Source organism: Symmachiella macrocystis (assembly GCF_007860075.1).
Lineage (GTDB): Bacteria > Planctomycetota > Planctomycetia > Planctomycetales > Planctomycetaceae > Symmachiella > Symmachiella macrocystis.
The window spans coordinates 822698-839295 of the sequence record NZ_SJPP01000001.1 but is presented as its reverse complement, the minus strand read 5'-3'; the positions used below and the strand labels follow the sequence as shown (position 1 = coordinate 839295).

13 protein-coding genes are annotated in these 16598 nt (G+C 57.4%); 11 read left to right on the top strand and 2 right to left on the bottom strand.

The window, feature by feature from the left end:
- Positions 1–165 precede the first annotated feature (165 nt).
- The 6 genes from CA54_RS03255 (at position 166) to CA54_RS03230 (ending at position 8616) form a co-directional block, all read left to right on the top strand.
- Positions 166–984, top strand: a complete 819-nt coding sequence (locus CA54_RS03255) for a menaquinone biosynthetic enzyme MqnA/MqnD family protein (RefSeq protein ID WP_146369425.1) — start codon at positions 166–168, stop codon at positions 982–984.
- Positions 956–2095: a cyclic dehypoxanthinyl futalosine synthase gene (gene mqnC, locus CA54_RS03250; protein WP_197532173.1), complete on the top strand. Its 1140-nt coding sequence runs from the start codon at positions 956–958 to the stop codon at positions 2093–2095. Before CA54_RS03255 ends, mqnC begins: the two co-directional genes overlap by 29 nt.
- A 134-nt stretch (positions 2096–2229) precedes the next feature.
- Entirely contained in the window at positions 2230–3000 is a 771-nt protein-coding gene (locus CA54_RS03245) for an ATP-binding cassette domain-containing protein (RefSeq protein ID WP_145374702.1), read from the top strand.
- A gap of 55 nt (positions 3001–3055) precedes the next feature.
- Positions 3056–5482 carry an ABC transporter permease subunit/CPBP intramembrane protease gene (locus CA54_RS03240; protein ID WP_231962946.1) on the top strand — a complete coding sequence of 809 codons (2427 nt, stop codon included), beginning with the start codon at positions 3056–3058 and terminating at the stop codon, positions 5480–5482.
- Between the two features lie 216 nt (positions 5483–5698).
- Positions 5699–6727, top strand: coding sequence for a HEAT repeat domain-containing protein (locus CA54_RS03235; protein WP_146369422.1), 1029 nt, complete (start codon positions 5699–5701; stop codon positions 6725–6727).
- Between the two features lie 524 nt (positions 6728–7251).
- A complete protein-coding gene (locus CA54_RS03230) occupies positions 7252–8616 on the top strand; it encodes a hypothetical protein (protein ID WP_146369421.1) in 1365 nt (454 codons plus the stop codon).
- Between the two features lie 142 nt (positions 8617–8758).
- On the opposite strand, the gene CA54_RS03225 is transcribed toward CA54_RS03230, so the two are convergent.
- Together CA54_RS03225 and CA54_RS03220 are read right to left on the bottom strand one after the other, a co-directional pair.
- Positions 8759–10933: a heavy metal translocating P-type ATPase gene (locus tag CA54_RS03225; RefSeq protein WP_146369420.1), complete on the bottom strand. Its 2175-nt coding sequence runs from the start codon at positions 10931–10933 to the stop codon at positions 8759–8761.
- 179 nt (positions 10934–11112) lie between these two features.
- The gene (locus CA54_RS03220; RefSeq protein WP_146369419.1) at positions 11113–11400 is read right to left on the bottom strand and encodes a hypothetical protein; all 288 of its coding nucleotides are present in this window, start codon (positions 11398–11400) and stop codon (positions 11113–11115) included.
- A gap of 267 nt (positions 11401–11667) precedes the next feature.
- Here CA54_RS03220 and CA54_RS03215 point away from each other — a divergent pair, with 267 nt between their 5' ends.
- The 5 genes from CA54_RS03215 (at position 11668) to CA54_RS03195 (ending at position 16406) form a co-directional block, all read left to right on the top strand.
- Positions 11668–12396, top strand: a complete 729-nt coding sequence (locus tag CA54_RS03215; RefSeq protein ID WP_146369418.1) for an ABC transporter — start codon at positions 11668–11670, stop codon at positions 12394–12396.
- Entirely contained in the window at positions 12318–12884 is a 567-nt protein-coding gene (locus CA54_RS03210) for a hypothetical protein (protein WP_146369417.1), read from the top strand. Before CA54_RS03215 ends, CA54_RS03210 begins: the two co-directional genes overlap by 79 nt.
- 74 nt (positions 12885–12958) lie before the next feature.
- Positions 12959–13435: a hypothetical protein gene (locus CA54_RS03205; RefSeq protein WP_146369416.1), complete on the top strand. Its 477-nt coding sequence runs from the start codon at positions 12959–12961 to the stop codon at positions 13433–13435.
- Complete coding sequence (locus CA54_RS03200; protein WP_231962945.1) at positions 13344–14813, top strand: terminase large subunit domain-containing protein; 1470 nt, start codon at positions 13344–13346, stop codon at positions 14811–14813. Before CA54_RS03205 ends, CA54_RS03200 begins: the two co-directional genes overlap by 92 nt.
- Positions 14814–15050: 237 nt before the next feature.
- On the top strand, positions 15051–16406 hold the full coding sequence (locus CA54_RS03195) for a phage portal protein (RefSeq protein WP_146369415.1): 1356 nt from the start codon (positions 15051–15053) through the stop codon (positions 16404–16406).
- Positions 16407–16598: the final 192 nt, after the last annotated feature.

The following is a 16598-nucleotide window of genomic DNA, read 5'->3' as shown; positions in this document are numbered from 1 at the left end:
CTGCGGTTGGAGAGCTTTACAATTCACTACGGAGGCACGGAGGCAGTAGGCTTTAGACCTTAGATTTTAGAGGGAGACTGTCAAAGCCTATTCGACAGTCGATAGCTTTTCTCTCCGTGTCCTCCGTGCCTCCGTGGTGAAATTTTTTAATAGGAACATGAACAAATGACTGGACGGAGTCCGGATACGGTGCGTGTGGGTGCCGTGAATTATTTGAATTCTAAACCTCTGGTCGAGGGTTTGGCCGAGGCGGCGAAGGGGATTGATCTTCGGCTCGATTATCCCAGTCGGTTGGCGGATGATCTGGCGGGCGGCCATTTGGATGTGGCGCTGGTGCCCTCGATTGCCTGTCTGCAAAACCCGGATTATGAAGTGATTTCCGATGCCTGTGTGGCGGCTTGTGGCGATGTGCTCAGCGTGAAATTGTATTGCCGCGTACCGGCTGCCAAGATCAAGACGTTGGCGCTGGATCAAGGATCGCGGACCAGTGCGACGTTGGTGCGGATTTTGTTGGCCGAGCGGTTAGGCTTGCATCCGGAACTCAAACCGTTGCCCTTGACCTGGTCGGTGGCGGACAGTGATGCCGACGGGGTGTTGATGATCGGTGACCGGGCGATTCATCCCCCGGCGGAGAATTTCGTCGAAACCTGGGACTTGGCCGGCGAGTGGTTGCAGTGGACCGGGTTGCCGTTTGTGTTTGCCATGTGGGTGGCGCATCGGGAGACGGATCTGGGCAGCGTAGCCGATGCGCTTAGTGCGGCCCGGGATTTGGGTGTCGAGCGTATTGAGGCAATCGCCCGGCGTGAAGCGCCGCTGTTGGGAATTCCGCTGGACACGACGATTGACTACTTGACGAATAATCTTTATTACCGGTTGGGAGAGCGGGAACGTCTTGGACTGAATCGGTTTTATGAGTTGGCCGTCGAACACGGCTTGGCTCCGGAGGGAGTGGATCTTGTCTTCAGAAATTGCGCCACTACTTGAAAAAGCGGTCGACGGCGGCCGGCTGACGCCCGAAGAAGGGCTGAAGTTGCTTGAGTCGCACGATTTGAACGCGCTGGGCGAAGCGGCCAATGCGGTGACGCAGCGGCTGCATCCCGAGCCGTACCGCACATACAACATCGATCGCAATATCAACTACACCAACGCCTGCACGGCGGTGTGTGATTTTTGCGCGTTTTATCGTCCACCCGATCACCCCGAAGTCTACGTGCTAGAGCGCGAGGAATTGTACAAAAAGCTGCAGGAAACGGTCGAATTGGGAGGAGACCAGATTTTGCTGCAAGGGGGACTGCATCCCAAGTTGCCGTTGGAATGGTACGAGGAGCTGCTGTCCGATTTGCGCTCGCACTTTCCACAGATCAATATTCACGGCTTCAGTCCGCCGGAAATTCATCACTTCACCAAGATCAGCAAATTGCCGCTCAAAACTGTGCTGGAGCGACTCAAAGCAGCGGGCCTGGGGAGTTTGCCGGGCGGCGGCGGTGAGATTTTAGTAGATCGCGTTCGCAAAGAGATTACCCGCGGTAAGGTACTGACGGATGATTGGTTGAATGTGAATCGCGTGTGGCACGAGTTGGGGGGCCGTTCTTCGGCAACGATGATGTTCGGGCATGTGGAGACATTGGCCGAGCGGATCGAGCATTTGGAACGGTTGCGGCAAGTGCAGGACGAAACGGGTGGATTCACTGCTTATATCTGCTGGACCTTCCAGCCGGACCACACGGACCTTTCGCACATCCCGCCGGTTGGCGCGTTCGAATACCTGAAGACCCAAGCGGTGAGCCGGTTGTATTTGGACAATTTTGCGAATATCCAATCGTCGTGGGTCACGCAGGGAGAAAAGGTGGGGCAAATGGCGCTGTACTTCGGCGCTAACGACATGGGCAGCTTGATGATCGAGGAAAACGTCGTCGCGGAAGCGGGGACGGTGCATTATTTATCGCTGGAAACGATTCGCCGAGTTATTCAGGAATGTGGTTATATACCGCGGCAGCGCAATGTGTTTTATGAGTACATCGACGAAGTTGACGAGGCCACATCGTTGGAATTGGCCGGTCATGCGGGTTCGTCGCCGCTGAACGTGTTGCCATAGGCAGAATTTTGGCGTCGGAAGCGGTTCCGCAGCCAAGAATGGGGTAACTTTGGATTCCAGTCGTCCAGCTACTGCGCTACGCGGGATCGTTTTTGGCGAAAAAAATGATCCGCACGGTTGTCAGGATTCCCCCGATGATACACGTTGAGAACCTCACCAAGAGCTTTGCCGATTTGCGCCGCGGAACTGTGCACGCCTTGGATGGAGTGAGTTTCGACGTGCAGCCGGGCGAGATTTTCGGTTTGCTCGGCCCCAACGGTGCGGGCAAGACGACCTGTCTGCGGATGCTGAGTACAGTGTTGCGCCCCACGAGCGGAATCGCCGAGGTGGCCGGCTATAACGTAGCGACCGATCCGGCGAAGGTTCGCATGCGGATCGGTTTCATGTCGGGCAACACCGGGGTGTATGACCGCATGACCGCCTGGGAAATGGTGGAATACTACGGCCGGCTGTATGGCATGCCCGAGGACGCTCTGCAGGCGCGGTTGGAAGAGCTGTTTGAAACATTGCAGATGAACGAAATCCGGGACATGCTTGGCTCCAAGATGTCGACCGGGAATAAGCAAAAAGTATCCATCGCACGGACCATTGTGCACGATCCGCCGGTGATGATTTTTGACGAGCCCACGTCGGGATTGGATGTGCTGGTCGCTCGCGCGGTGTTGGAAGCAATCGCGCGGCTCAAGGATCAAGGCAAGTGCATTATCTTTTCTACGCACATCATGCGCGAAGTGGAAAAACTGTGCGACCGTATTGCCATCATTCACAAGGGACGTATCTTGGCGATGGGGACGGTGCAAGAGTTGGAAGACCGCTACCAGGAATCGGATATGGAAGAGGTCTTCTTTGATTTGATACAAGCTTACGAAGCGGAGTTGGCCGCAGCTGCGGCCGAGGCCGGGTAACGTTTTTCGACTTTGGCCGACGCAATCAACGACCATGGGACCTCGCACGGCAAACATGATCAACTGGAAAAATGTCAAACTGATTTTCATGCGGGAACTGCGCGATCAGCTCCGTGATCGGCGTACGTTGTTCATGATCATTGTCTTGCCGCTGCTGCTGTATCCCGGTCTGGGAATCGGCATGGTGCAATTGACGGTGCTGTTTTCCGAGCAACCACGGACGGTCGTGATCTTGGGAGACAACAATTTATCGCCCAAAACCTTGCCGCCGTTGTTAGAAGGGGATGGATTCGCCAGAGATCTGTTTTCCGATTCAGCGGATGCCGCGAAATTGCGGGTGCTCTCGCAATCGGAGCTGGTGGCGGCTAATAGCGACGGCAAAGTTTCTGAAAAAGATGCAGAGCTATTGCAGCGGGCCGAGTCGATTTCGTCGATGGTTCCCGAGCGCGAACGGCTACAACAGGAATTGGCTGAATTGCAGGGGACAGCCCATTTCGGGACTGCGAACACCGAGCGGATGGAGGAATTGCGGCGGCAGTTGACGGCGATCAATGCCGATATGGGCAAGCTGTTCGCCGAGTCGAAAATCCAAACCTTAGTGATTATTCCCCAGGATTTTGGCGAATCGGTTGCATCGGCCAACCAGCAATTGGTCGAGCGCGGCGGAGCGACGGTGCCGATTGCTGACTATGAACGCCCGTTGATTGTGCACAACAGCGCCGATGAAAAATCGCAGATCACCTACAGCCGCGTTGCTGAGGTTTTGGAGCATTGGGAAGATCAGATTCTCGATCAGCGTCTAGAACTGGCGGACCTGCCGGCGAATTTGCATCGCCCGGTGGAGGCCCGCGGCGCGGATCTGGCGATGATCGAACAGCTCAGTTCGAAATTGTGGAGCCAATTATTTCCCGGTTTGCTTGTGTTAATGTCGATCACGGGGGCGTTTTATCCGGCGATCGACTTGGCGGCCGGCGAAAAAGAACGGGGCACGATGGAAACCTTGTTGATTTGCCCCGCCTCCCGGTCGGAGATTGTGGTGGGCAAATTCTTCACGGTGATGTCGTTTAGCATTATGACCGCCTTGCTGAATTTGATCAGCATGGGGATGACGGGCCGCTATATGGTGGGGCTGATGGGGGCGCGCACGATGCCGGGGATGACAACACCGACGTTGCCATCGCTGGGAGATGTTGCCTGGATCGTGATCTTTCTCATTCCGTTGGCGGCGATGTTTAGTTCGCTCTGTTTGGCATTGGCGACGTTTGCTCGCAGTAGCAAGGAAGGGCAGTATTACCTGACGCCGCTGTTGATGGTGACCCTCGGTTTGACGATGTTCTGTTTGTCACCGGGGGTGGAACTGACCGAGCGGCCAATGTACAGCGTGATGCCGGTCTGTGGCGTGGCGTTGTTGCTCAAAGGGTTGTTGATGTCGTCGTTGTCAACGGCGCCGCTGTATGTGTACGCCGTGCCCGTGTTGGGATCGACGCTTTTTTATAGCTTTCTGGCACTGTATTGGGCGATTGAACAATTTAAAAGCGAAGATGTCCTGTTCCGTGAAGCGGAGCGGTTCGACCTAAAGCTGTGGGTACATCATCTCTTGCGGGACAAGGAACCAACGCCGAGTTTTTCTGAGGCGGTGATATGTTTCATTCTAATCATGATGTTGCAATTTGTAGCAATCAGCTCATCGGGGGCCGGTGCTGGTACGGGGTGGATGATCCGTATGCTGTTGATCACACAAATTGCTGTGATTGCCAGCCCAGCGCTATTCATGGGGGTCATGCTGACCACCAGTTTGAAGCAAACCTTTCGGCTTCATCTGCCGCGGCTGAAAATGGTGGGTGTGGCCATGGTGCTGGCGGTGGCGCTGCATGTGCTCTCGCTAGAGTGGTCGTACCAACTCGAGTGGTTCTTCCCGAAGTTACCCGAATCGATGGCGGAGCCGTTGAAGCGGTTGATGAGCGCGGAGATGCCCTGGTGGATTTTGCTGGGGACGATGGCCCTTGCCCCGGCGATTTGCGAAGAACTGGCGTTTCGCGGTTTCATCTTGAGCGGGCTGCGGCGCACGGGCCGCACCTGGATGGCGATCGGCCTGTCGAGTTTTGCCTTTGGTTTCATGCACATGATTCCGCAACAGGTCTTTAATGCGACTTTGTTGGGGCTGGTGCTGGGAATCATCGCGATCCGCAGCAACAGTTTGTTGCCGGGCGTCATTTTCCATCTGATTTATAACTCGCTGGGGGTCATCCATGCCCGCATTGGGCCGCAGTTATTGGATCGATTCCGTGGGAATCCGCTGGTTCGTGATGTGGACGGCCAAATGTTGTACGGTTGGGCGACGATCGCCATCGCTGTGTTGATCACGTTGCCGTTGTTATGGCGACTGATCCAAGGCATCAATCCTCGCACGCCGCGGCAGGTCGAGCAAATCGCTGCGAATTCGGCGCCGACGTTGGTTTCGCCAGGGGCAGGCTCTGCTTAAAGGCGTCGGCCCGGACGTCTGCTTTTCGGCGTTTCTGTCTGCGGTGTGGCCTGCTGTCCGGGGGGATTTCGAGGACCAATGGCGACGCTTGCAATCACGGCAGCTACGTACCTAGACTAAGTCTTACTGGTAAGTCTCTCTTCGTTGTCCACTCTGGCTGGGACGACGATATTCCCGCCTTTTTGTCCGAGATAACGGACGGACTCACGCCGACAGATGACTGATCAACCGACATACGACGACGATGCCGCCTTGCCGAACGAACTTCCGCCGGTCGAGCCCCCTTCGGCGGGATTTATTCTGCAATTATTTTTGATCCCGGCGTTAATCATCGGCGTGATCGTGGGGGTGGTCTTCGTATTTGGGTTGATGGCATCATCCCAAGACGATTGGCGGGATTTGGTGCAGAAGGTGGGCAGCCCGAACGGTGATATCCGTTGGCGGGCAGCGATGGGGCTCGCACAGATGTTGTCGCTGGACGACAAAAAGGGGGGATCGGATGAAAACCTGGTTGGAAATCGCCAAGTAGCCGACGCGCTGTGTGGACTGCTCAACGAAGAACTCAGCCGTACTTCGCCCAACGAAGATGAAGTTCAGACGCAAGCGTTTTTAACACGGGCGGTCCAACTATTACGCGTGCCGGATGTGGTGGTCCCGACATTAATTCGCGCAATCGATGCGGATCAGGATCTGGAGGTTCGTAAAAACGGATTAGCGGCTGTGGCCATTGTCGCCAATCGAGCGCAGGAAGCAGGACAACCTTTGAATGCGGAGTTGACCGATGCGCTGATCGAGAAGCTTTCAGAAGTCTCCGCCGAGATGACCCCGGCCGATTCGGCGCCGCTGATGCGACAGATGGGGGCGTTTGCTTTGGGCATGCTCGATTCCGAGCGGGCCACCGCACGGTTGCAGATCCTGTTAAACGACAGCAATGCGGCGACGCGAGCGAACGCCATGATTGGATTGGCGCGACATACGGATGCGAGTGGATTTCCCGTGTTGGTGGAAATCCTCGAATCGGCGACGCGGGTACCCCAAGAGGAAGACGATGCCTTTGAGCGGTTTGCTTCGGTGAAAAACGGGATTATGGCGATTGAGCTGCTGGCGACGACTTTGACGGTTGCGCAGCGTGAGCAGTTGATTGAGTTGCTGTCCCCGATTGCCCAAAACCATGCCGAACCGCGGATTCGGATCGACGCGGGAAACGCCATCAAGACACTGAATGCGGTTGGCGAGACCCCGTGAAATTGCTGCGAAAGTTCTTAGCGGGCAGTGGATCTGCATCTGTTTTCGCTGACAGTGGCTGCTTCTATTTCAGTCTCTGATTGTGTTCTCAGGTGGCTGTTTCTTGACGAATGGCCACTCAGAACATTACACAGGATGTTTAGATACACAAGCAGAGCAGAATTTAACGATTTTGCGGCGGTGTTTGCGACATAGTTTTTGCCGTGGCGGACCACGGAGGGGGTCTGAGGGGGGCGGACAGGGGGCAGAATGCCGGCGTGGGAAGATGGTACCAATAGAGGATTTGGAATATTTTCGCCTTTTTACGCACGTTCGCCAAAAATCATGACCTATGTTTGAGCGTCAATCAGACGTTTGAGCGCTAGAAACGGCAGATTCTCCGTTTTGACACCAAAAATGCTTTGCATTCGTGGATAAGAATTGCCACGATGCATGATGAAATGGGCGTTTGCGGAAGACGGGGGAGACGCTGTGAGGCGCGTGCTAAGAATTCGAGGAATTGGAACACCAAAGGAGATGTTACCATGAAGATCAATTGGGCAGTAATGGTGGTAGCCCTTGCCACATTCTGCGGAAGCGGTTCATTTGCTGAAGCCGGTAATTATTGCGGTGCAGCTGGGTACAACTGTTGCCCGACAGCCGCCTGCCAGCCTTCTTGCTGTTATACAGCTTGCAAGGTGGAGCGGCAGACCTGCTACAAGACCGTTTATGAAACGGTGTATGAGCAGGAAGAGTACACGTGCCACAAGACGGTCTATGATCGTCAGGTCGAAGATCGCCAAGAGACTTGCTACAAGACGGTTATGGAGCAACACGAACGGGATTGCACCTACACGACTTGCCGTCCGGTTTACGAGACGACCCAAGTGGAACGTCGTTACACGGTCTGCAAACCCGTTTGGGAAACCTCGTACAAGCAGTGCAACTACACCGTTCGTCGCCCGGTTTGGGAAACGACGGAATGCGAACGCACTTACACGGTGTGCCGACCTGTGTGGGAAACCTGTGAAAAAGAGTGTCGTCGCACGGTGATGAAACGCGTTGTCGAAACCGTCAACCGAGAACGTTGCTACACGGTTCGCAAACCGGTGACGACTTATCGTACGGTGACGAAACAGACCGGTTGCTGGAAAACCGAGCAGGTTTATGTGCCTGGTCCGGTTCAACGGCGTTGCGTGACGGACGAATGCGGTTGCCCGCGGGTCTGCATGGTGCAGTGCCCGGGACATTACACGTGCAAACGTGTTTGGTGCCCGCAAACGGTTCAGTGCCAAGTTCCCTGTACGACCTACAAATGCGAAGTCGTGCGGCAAAGCTGCCCGGTTCAAGTTTGCCGGTACGTTCCTGAGACTATTGTCGAAAAAGTGCCCGTGCGGACGTGTCGCATGGTTCGCGAACAACGGACCTGCAAAGTGCCGGTTCGCACTTGCCGTTGGGTTTGCGAAACCAAATCACGTCAAGTTCCGGTTCGCACCTGCAAAATGGTCCGCGAAGAACGGGTCTGCACGGTTCCTGTCCGGACCTGCAAAATGGTTACGGAAACGCATGTGAAGAAAGTTCCTTACTGTGTGGCCAAGAAAGTGCCGTACACCCGGACTTTCCAAGTTTGCAAAATGGTGCCTCGCCAAGTCGCCGAGACGCGTACTCGTTGCGTTGCTCGTTGTGTGCCGCGGCAGGTTGCCTATGAAGTCTGCCGTATGGTTCCGACGACCGTTTGCCCGACCAACTGCAACAGTGGGTGTTCGAGCTGCGGTGGTGGCTGTGCCGATGGCAACTGTAGCGTTGGCGGAGCTCCGCAAACGCACGAAACGGAAAAACCCGCTCCAGAACCGGCTCCCGAGCCGGAAGCGGAACCCGAAGCTGCACCGAATCCAGGCGCTGAAGCCTAATCGCGACGCAGTTTTTGAGTAATAGATGATGAACCAGGGAGCCGTGACGCAAGTCGTCCGGCTCCCTTTTTTCGTGCGCTGTTTGGCTGGGGAGCGTGGTCAGTGGGAAGGGTCGGGCGTCCCAACCCTCAAGCCTGTCCCCTCACGCCTCACTTCTTTCAGCGGCGTTGAGTAGTCTCAGACCGTTGAAGATGACCAGTAGCGATGCGCCCATGTCGGCGGCGATGGCCATCCAGAGTGTGGCTTCGCCGAAGAGCGTGAGGATGATGAACAAGACCTTGAGTCCGAGCGCGAAGACGATGTTTTGACGGACGATGGTGAGTGTTCGCCGCGCGTGTCGAATTAGCCAAGGGATTCGCGAAAGGTCGTCGGACATCAGGGCGACGTCGGCGGTTTCGATCGCGGTGTCGGTTCCCATGGCTGCCATGGCGATTCCGACGGTGGCAGCGGCCAGTGCGGGGGCATCGTTCACGCCGTCACCGACCATGGCCACACCTTCACCTTGGGCGGAGAGCTGTTGGATGTAGTTGAGTTTATCCTCAGGCAGGCATTCGGCTTTGACGTTATCGGCAGCGATGATCTGGGCGACAGCTTCGGCGGTGGCTTGATTATCGCCGGTGAGGATGTCGATACGCTTGACGCCGGCTTCACGCAGGGAGACGAGGACCTGCGCGGCGATTTCGCGAGGCGCATCGGCGACGCTGATGAGTCCGATGACCTGTTTACGGGTGCCGACGGCGATCACGGAGTGGCCGGCCTGTTCTAGCTCCATCGCTTTTTCGTGGACACCGGGTGATTCGTCCGCCTGTTCGTGGACGAGGCGGTGGCTGCCGATCCAATACGGTTCGCCGGCGATGTTGCCCACCACACCGCGACCGCTGAGCAACTGGTGGTCCTCGACGGTGGGGGAGGTGATTTCCTCGGCGGCAGCGAAATGCCGTATGGCGCTGGCGATGGGGTGACTGCTTTGGGCTTCCAGAGCGGAGGCGACTTCAAGAAGTTGTTTGTGAGAATAGGAATTCAACGGCGTAACGGATTGCACCACAGGTTTACCGACCGTGATCGTGCCGGTTTTATCAAAGGCAATGGTCTGGATCGTGGCGCACGATTCCAGGTGCCGCCCCCCTTTGATCAATACTCCTTGGTGGGCAGCTGCTGTGAGAGCTGAGACGATGCTCACGGGTGTGGAGATGACCAGCGCACAGGGGCAGGCAATGACCAACACGACCAGTCCACGGTAAATCCACTCGCTCCAATTGGCGGCAAAGAGCAGCGGGGGAATGACCGCCACGGTGAGGGCCAAAGCCATCATCGCGGGCGTGTAGTATTGGGCAAAACGCTCGACCCATTGTTGGCTGGGCGCGCGGGCGGCTTGGGCTTCTTCGACCATTTGCGCGATGCGGGCCAATGTGGAGTCGGCGGCGATGTGCGTGACTTCAATTTCCAGCGCGCCGTCTTCATTGATCGTGCCGGCAAAGACTTCTTGGCCGGGCTGTTTGTCGACCGGGCGGGACTCGCCGGTGATGGGGGCTTCGTTGATGGCGGACTGACCGGAGCGGATAACGCCATCGAGCGGAATTTTTTCACCGGGACGGACAGAGATCAACGCGCCTAATACGATCTCTTCGACCGGCAATGATTCGGCATTTCCTGCGGCATCGATTCGCCGCGCGGTGGGAGGAGAAAGGTCCATGAGGGCGGAGATCGCCCGTCGCGCGCGGCCCATGCTCCAGTGTTCCAGCAGAAGTGCCACACAGAACAGGAAGGAGACCGTGGCGGCTTCGAACCATTCGTTGATGGCGATCGCGCCGATCACAGCGACCGTCATCAGCAGGTTCATATCGGGTTGGCGGCGGCTCAACGCAGCCCAGGCTTTGGGGGCGACTTGCCATAAGGCGGCGAGAATGGCGGCCATGTAGGCGGTGCGGGATATCCACAATGCGGCGGAGTCACCGGCATGTGTGAATTGAATAGTGGTGCCGATAATCAGAGATGCGGCGGACAGAGTCGCCAACCAAGTCGGCCATTGTTTCCACCAGGGGAGGGCGTGTTGGGCAGAAATCGGTGCCCAGGGTTGCGCCCGCATGCCGATTTCGGAAATGCGGGTGATGATCTGTTCGGGGTCGGTGACGGCCTGGTCGTAGATGGCCGTCATGCGGTTTTTGAAGATGTCGAATTTCAGTTCGACGATCCCCGGTTGACGGCCCACAGACTGTTCGAGCTGGCGAATTTCCTCGGCGCAATCCAATTCAGCAACGCGGAATTGAGCGGTCCGTACGGAGCGCGGGCGGTCCGATTCTTCAGGTTGTCCCTGCATCGTCTCGCCCCTGCTGGCTTGGCCGTCGCACGTTCGAGCAGCGCAGCCACGGCAGAGAAAATGCAGCTTGGCGCCGAGATGAATCTGGTGTGTGCGTCGTTGTTGAAAAATACAGTGTGTCGAGGTCGTTTCAAGCTGCACAGGCTGGGCAGCGTCTCAACCGCTTACGTTGCGGTCTATTATTTGTATTCGTAGCCGACGCTGCGTTCAATGGCGCGGGCCTTATCGCTGTACAGCATTTTGTTAATCGGGTCGTCAAGTTTATCGGTGGGGCGATCGGAGCGTGCGTCCTTGCCGTATTCACTCCAATTTTCAGCAACCATAGGCGCTGCATCGTCGTAATCGCGCGGATTCGGTTCAAAAAGGCCCAGCGTGGTGTCGGTCATTTCTTTGCTGGCATCGACCAGGCCGCAGCCGGTGAAAGAAACACAAACGGTCACGAACAGTGAGAAAATGAACAGTCGCATGGACGGATCCTCCGGGCGGCCTCGCCGGGTTGCCAAGATTCGAGGCGAGACCAGGCGCAACGAGGGCGGCTTGAAGTGAGAGATGTAGAGATTGTGTGATTGCTGAGAGAGTGAGAGGGGCGGAATTTCGCAGAATTGTCGCAGCAGGTCTAGGGCAGTTTTTGGCGAATTCGCCCGATCTGCATTGAGGCAGGTCATTGTGCGGGCGGCGCAATTTTAAGATCGTTCAGCGACGATGCTGGAGTTTGTTTTGAGGAGGGAAGAGCTGTGAAAATTTCGGTGGGATACACGTTTTTGCCCAAACAGATGAGTTTGCGGACAGCGGCGGTGATGGATCATTTTGGGGTGGGTTTTGAAACAGGACGGCATGAGATCGCCGAGGAGTTGGAATTGCCGATTCAAGAGGGCGACGTGGTTTGTTTTACGGGTGAGTCGGGGTCGGTAAAATCGAGTTTGATGCGGGCGGTCGTAGGCGAATTGCCGGGCGTGGTGAACATTGAGACCTTGGATTTGGGAGATGCGATTCTCGTGGAATCGTTGGGCGGATGCTTTGAGGAGGCGGCGCGGCTGTTGTCGATGTGCGGCTTGGGAGAAGCGCTTTTGATGTTGCGGCGGCCTGCGGAATTGAGCGATGGGCAGCGGTATCGATTTCGCTTGGCGTTGGCACTCGCGCAACAACCGCTGTGGATTATGGCGGATGAATTTACGGCGACTTTGGATCGCACATTGGCCAAGGTGGTAGCCTTCAACTTAGCGCGGCGTGCCGGGAAGACGGCGACGGGCTTTTTGTTGGCGACAACGCACGAAGATGTGTTGGTTGATCTGCAGCCGACGTTGCATATGCGGTGCGCGTTGGATGGTCCACCGGAAGTCACCCGCTATGAGCGTAAAAAAAAAGCGTCAGCTTTGGCGACGACTTGTGGATCAGTCGCGGGACCAAATCCGACTGGCCGCATTTCGCTCGGTGGCATTACCGCAGTCACGGCGTCGGGCTGACGCGGTTTGTGACGGTGCTGTGGCATGGTGAGCGGGCGGTGGGGATTTGCCTGTTTACCTGTCCGCCGATTTCGTTGCGGCATCGGCGTCGGTTTTTCGCGATGTCGGGACGGTGGTCACGCGTGAAGCTGCAATTGCTGAATCGGCAACTGGTTAATTTGTCGCGGGTGGTGTTGCATCCGACGTATCGCGGCGCGGGGCTGGCTGCTTCGTTTGTGCGGCGGAGTTGTGAGTTGTGTCCGTGGCCTTGGATCGAGACGTTGACGCAAATGGGGCATGTGAATCCGTTTTTCGAACGGGCGGGATTTGTGCGGGTGGGGCAGTCACAACCGCAAGAGCGATCGCGTTCGGGGCATTCGACATTGTGGGGGACGCGACGTCGTGCCGACGGCGGGAAGACGTTGGTCTCGCAACAGGCATTTGAAAAGAGCCGGTATGCGGAGCCGGTTTATTATGTGTTTGATAATCGGGTGAACGTGCAGGGTTGAGGGCACAGGCAGAATTGGTAGGTCATGCTGTACATGACGTTTTTCGGTGAGGTGTCGCGACTCAAAGTTTCGTCATGCACAGCATGACCTACGGAGGGGGTGTGATGAGTGATGCGGAGATATTGGTGCGACGGGTGGGGCTGCGGTTGTTGACGGATGCGGAACAACAGGCGTATCTGCAGTTCCTGTTGAAGGGGGCGAGTCCGGCGTTGATTTGCGCGCAATTGGGCGTGCCGTATTCGGCGGTGCTGACGACGCTGCGAGAGTGCGCGGAGTTTCGTGATGATCATGATGATGCGCAGGCACTGCTGACGCAGAATGTCGAAGCGGCGCTCTACACACATGCGATGAAGGGGAGCGTGCCGGCGATGACGCTGTGGCTGCGCAACCGACCGCCCAATAGTTGGAAGGCGGACGCCGACGGGGAGGACGCTGTTGACGAACTGGAACGGTTGAGCGATGCAGAATTGCTTGAGTTGGCAACAGCGGAGGGACTTGCGGTACCGGTTGCGCTTGCACGGGGCGCTCAAGCGGCGGGCGGCGAAGTATAGCCCGGCGGATTTTCGTCGGCAGTTGCGGCTGAGGCCGGGGTCGCCGGTCTGTTTGGGGGACGCGACCGAAGCGTGGCAGGCGGCGGATTTCGCGGCGCTGGACGGGGCGTGGATGTCGTTGGCGGGCCGCGGTGGTGCTGTGGGCGTGCGGCGGGCGTATATCGAACGGCCGCGGGGGCATGGCAAGACGTCGGACATGGCGGCGCAGGTGTTGTGGATTTTGCTGTACGCCCAGAGCGCTGTGAATGGTTTGGTGGCGGCGGCGGATTTGGATCAGGCAACGTTGTTGCTCGAGGCGATCGAACGGTTCGTGCGACTGAATCGGGGATTGTGTGGGCCTCTCAAATTCCGGCAACACGGCGTGGTGAACGGGAGGACCGGTAGCCGGTTGGAGGTGATTAGTTCCGACGTGCAAAGTTCCTGGGGGGCGTTGCCGGACTTTGTGGTGTGCGACGAATTGAGCCATTGGCCGCGACCGGATATGTGGCATTCCTTGTTTTCGTCGGCAGCCAAGAAGCGTGACTGCGTGTTGGCGATTTTGACAAACGCTGGTGTGGGCCGAGGTTGGCAATGGGATGTGCGTGAGGCGGCGCGGACGAGTTCGTCGTGGTATTTTTCGTCGATCGCCGGACCGTGTGCCCCGTGGATTCGGGACGAAGATTTACAAGAACAGCGGGAATTGTTACCGCCCAGCGTTTATGACCGCTTGTGGCGCAACATTTGGCAAGAGGGTGGTGGAGAATTCGTCACATTGGCCGAAGCCGAAGCGTGCCGCGATACGGTCTTGTCGGAGCGGAGCCGGAGTGCGCCGGGGTGTCGCTATATTGCGGCGATCGACTATGCGGAGAAGCGGGACTACACAGTAGGTGTGGTCGTGCATCGCGAGGGGCAGCGGGTTGTGGTGGATCGCATGGACGTGGTCCGTCCACAACCCGATGCGCCGGTGGAGGTCGCCTGGGTCGAGGAGTGGATCGAACGCATTGCTGCTGATTTTCATGCGGTGACCTTTGTGGTCGACGAATACCAATTGGTGAGCACGATTCAAAAATTCGGCCGTCGGTTTGACGTGCGGCGGTTTGAGTTTCTGTCGGGGCGAGGCAACCATGCGCTGGCGCTCAATTTGCGGCAGTTGATTTTGCAGCGACTGGTGCGTTGGTACGCCGGGTGCGGGGAGTTGCATGCTGAGTGGGGTCGAGACGATTTGGAGACGGAATTGGCCAGCGTCGTGTTACGGCAATCCGCTTCGGGCCGCTGTCGCATCGATCATCACGTGGGCGGCCGGCAACACGACGACCGGGCGTTTGCCTTGGGAGCGGCTTGTTTGCATGCGGTAGAAGGGGCTTCGGGGGGGGAGTGGTTGTTGGTGGGGCGTATGTAGTGCGGTTGGCGGTAGGCAGTAAAAAAGTGGCCGGTGGTTAGTGGCCGGTGGCCAGAATTGGAGTGAGAGGGGGTTGTTTGCTGGGTGTGGTGCAGGGGGGGGTGGAGACCTGCGGTCTGGGCTGTGCGGGGTCGGGAGACCCGCGCACAACATGACCGGGGCGGGAGACCGGTGCACAACTCGTATCCTCATGCCTGTTACCTCAGGCCTCAGGTCTTATTTTAAAGGAGCGAATCGTTGTTGGGATACTTTCGTGATCGTTGGCGGGTGGCGGCTTTGCGGGCTCGTTATGCTCGGCGGGTTCAGGAGCGGTTGTTGAACTTGGTGGAAACGTCGGGGCCGTTGCCGGTTTCTGAGGATCCGGGGAAATGGACGTTGTTGGGCCCGGGAAGCGGGGCCATGGATGCGGTGCAGCGGACTGATTTGCGTACGCGAGCGCGGCAGTTGGCGATGACCAATTCGCATGCGCGAAATGTGATTCGGCTGTTGGAGATTTACGTTGTGGGGCCGGGGCTGAAACTGTCACACGGGGCGCGACATGAGGATGCGGCGGCTAAGGAATTGGCGGGTCGCGCGGATGCGGTGTGGGCGGAGTTTTTACGGGCGAATCAGCGGCACTTTTCTTACCGCGAATATGGCCGTCGGGCGTGGCGGGATGGGGAATGTTTTTTGCGGCTGTTTCGTCGTCCGGCTTGGCCGCCAAGTGTGCGGTTTGTTGATCCCGAAACGATCGCGACGCCCGCGCATCAGGAGGAGGGCGAAGGAATTTTGACTCAGCCGGAAGACGTCGAGACGCCGGTGGCGTATCAACAGGTCGATGCGGTTTCGTTGGAACTACGCGAGGAGATTCCGGCAGCAGAGATGTTGCATACGAAATTGGGAGCGGACTCGAATCTAAAACGGGGCGTGACCATATTAGCGCCGGCGATTGAGACGCTCGAAAGTTTCGACAAATGGTTGGAGACGGAGTTACTCGCGCGGCGGTTGCAGTCGTCGATTGTGTTATGGCGCAAGGTCCAGGGGTCGCCTTCGGAGGTCGCTTCGGTGGCCGATGGTGCTCAACACAATTCGCGGACCGATCCGTACGGGACGGTGCGAAGTGAGAAGGTGCGAGCCGGGACGATCTTGACGACGTCGCAAGGAACCGATCTGCAGTTCTTGCAGCCGGATACGAACTTCGGCGATGCGGTGCCGATGGGGCGGTTGCTGTTGTTGTGTCTGGCCGCGGGCCAGGGACTACCGGAGTTCATGCTGACGTGCGATGCCTCGAACGCTAACTTCGCATCGACGATGGTGGCTGAGGGGCCAGCGGTGAAATTGTTCCAGGCGGAGCAACAGTTTTTCGTCGCTGAGTTTGAGCGATTGTGGCGCTGGGTGATTTCCGAAGCAATCCGGGCGGGGCTGTTGCCGGACGATTTTCATGATCAAGTGGTGCCGCTTTGGAGCGCGCCGGAATTGGTGAATCGCGATCGCCCACGCGAACGCTTGGCCGATGCACGGCTGTGCGACGCGGGAATCTTAAGCAAGGCGGAAGTGGCCCGCCGCGACGGGGCGGATCCGGAGTTGATGCGTTCGGAGCGTGAGGAGGAGTAGGCGGCTAGAGAGTGGCGAGTGGTCGGTGGCCAGTAAGAGTAGGCAGTAGGCAGTAAAAAAGTGGCCGGTGGTTAGTGGCCGGTGGCCAGAATTGGGTGGGATACTTGTGCTTGATTATGCTGGGGTGTTGGTGTTTTTGCGTTTTGGAGACCTACGGTCGGGGCTGTGCGGGGTCGGGAGACCTGCGCACAA

Excerpts from the sequence above, each read along its gene's own strand:
- CA54_RS03245 (WP_145374702.1), top strand. The coding sequence starts at position 2,230 with ATGATACACGTTGAGAACCTCACCAAGAGCTTTGCCGATTTGCGCCGC.
- CA54_RS03235 (WP_146369422.1), top strand. The coding sequence starts at position 5,699 with ATGACTGATCAACCGACATACGACGACGATGCCGCCTTGCCGAACGAA.
- CA54_RS03240 (WP_231962946.1), top strand. The coding sequence starts at position 3,056 with ATGATCAACTGGAAAAATGTCAAACTGATTTTCATGCGGGAACTGCGC.
- CA54_RS03225 (WP_146369420.1), bottom strand. The coding sequence starts at position 10,933 with ATGCAGGGACAACCTGAAGAATCGGACCGCCCGCGCTCCGTACGGACC.
- CA54_RS03255 (WP_146369425.1), top strand. The coding sequence starts at position 166 with ATGACTGGACGGAGTCCGGATACGGTGCGTGTGGGTGCCGTGAATTAT.
- CA54_RS03200 (WP_231962945.1), top strand. The coding sequence starts at position 13,344 with ATGCAGAATTGCTTGAGTTGGCAACAGCGGAGGGACTTGCGGTACCGG.
- CA54_RS03220 (WP_146369419.1), bottom strand. The coding sequence starts at position 11,400 with ATGCGACTGTTCATTTTCTCACTGTTCGTGACCGTTTGTGTTTCTTTC.
- CA54_RS03205 (WP_146369416.1), top strand. The coding sequence starts at position 12,959 with ATGCACAGCATGACCTACGGAGGGGGTGTGATGAGTGATGCGGAGATA.
- CA54_RS03230 (WP_146369421.1), top strand. The coding sequence starts at position 7,252 with ATGAAGATCAATTGGGCAGTAATGGTGGTAGCCCTTGCCACATTCTGC.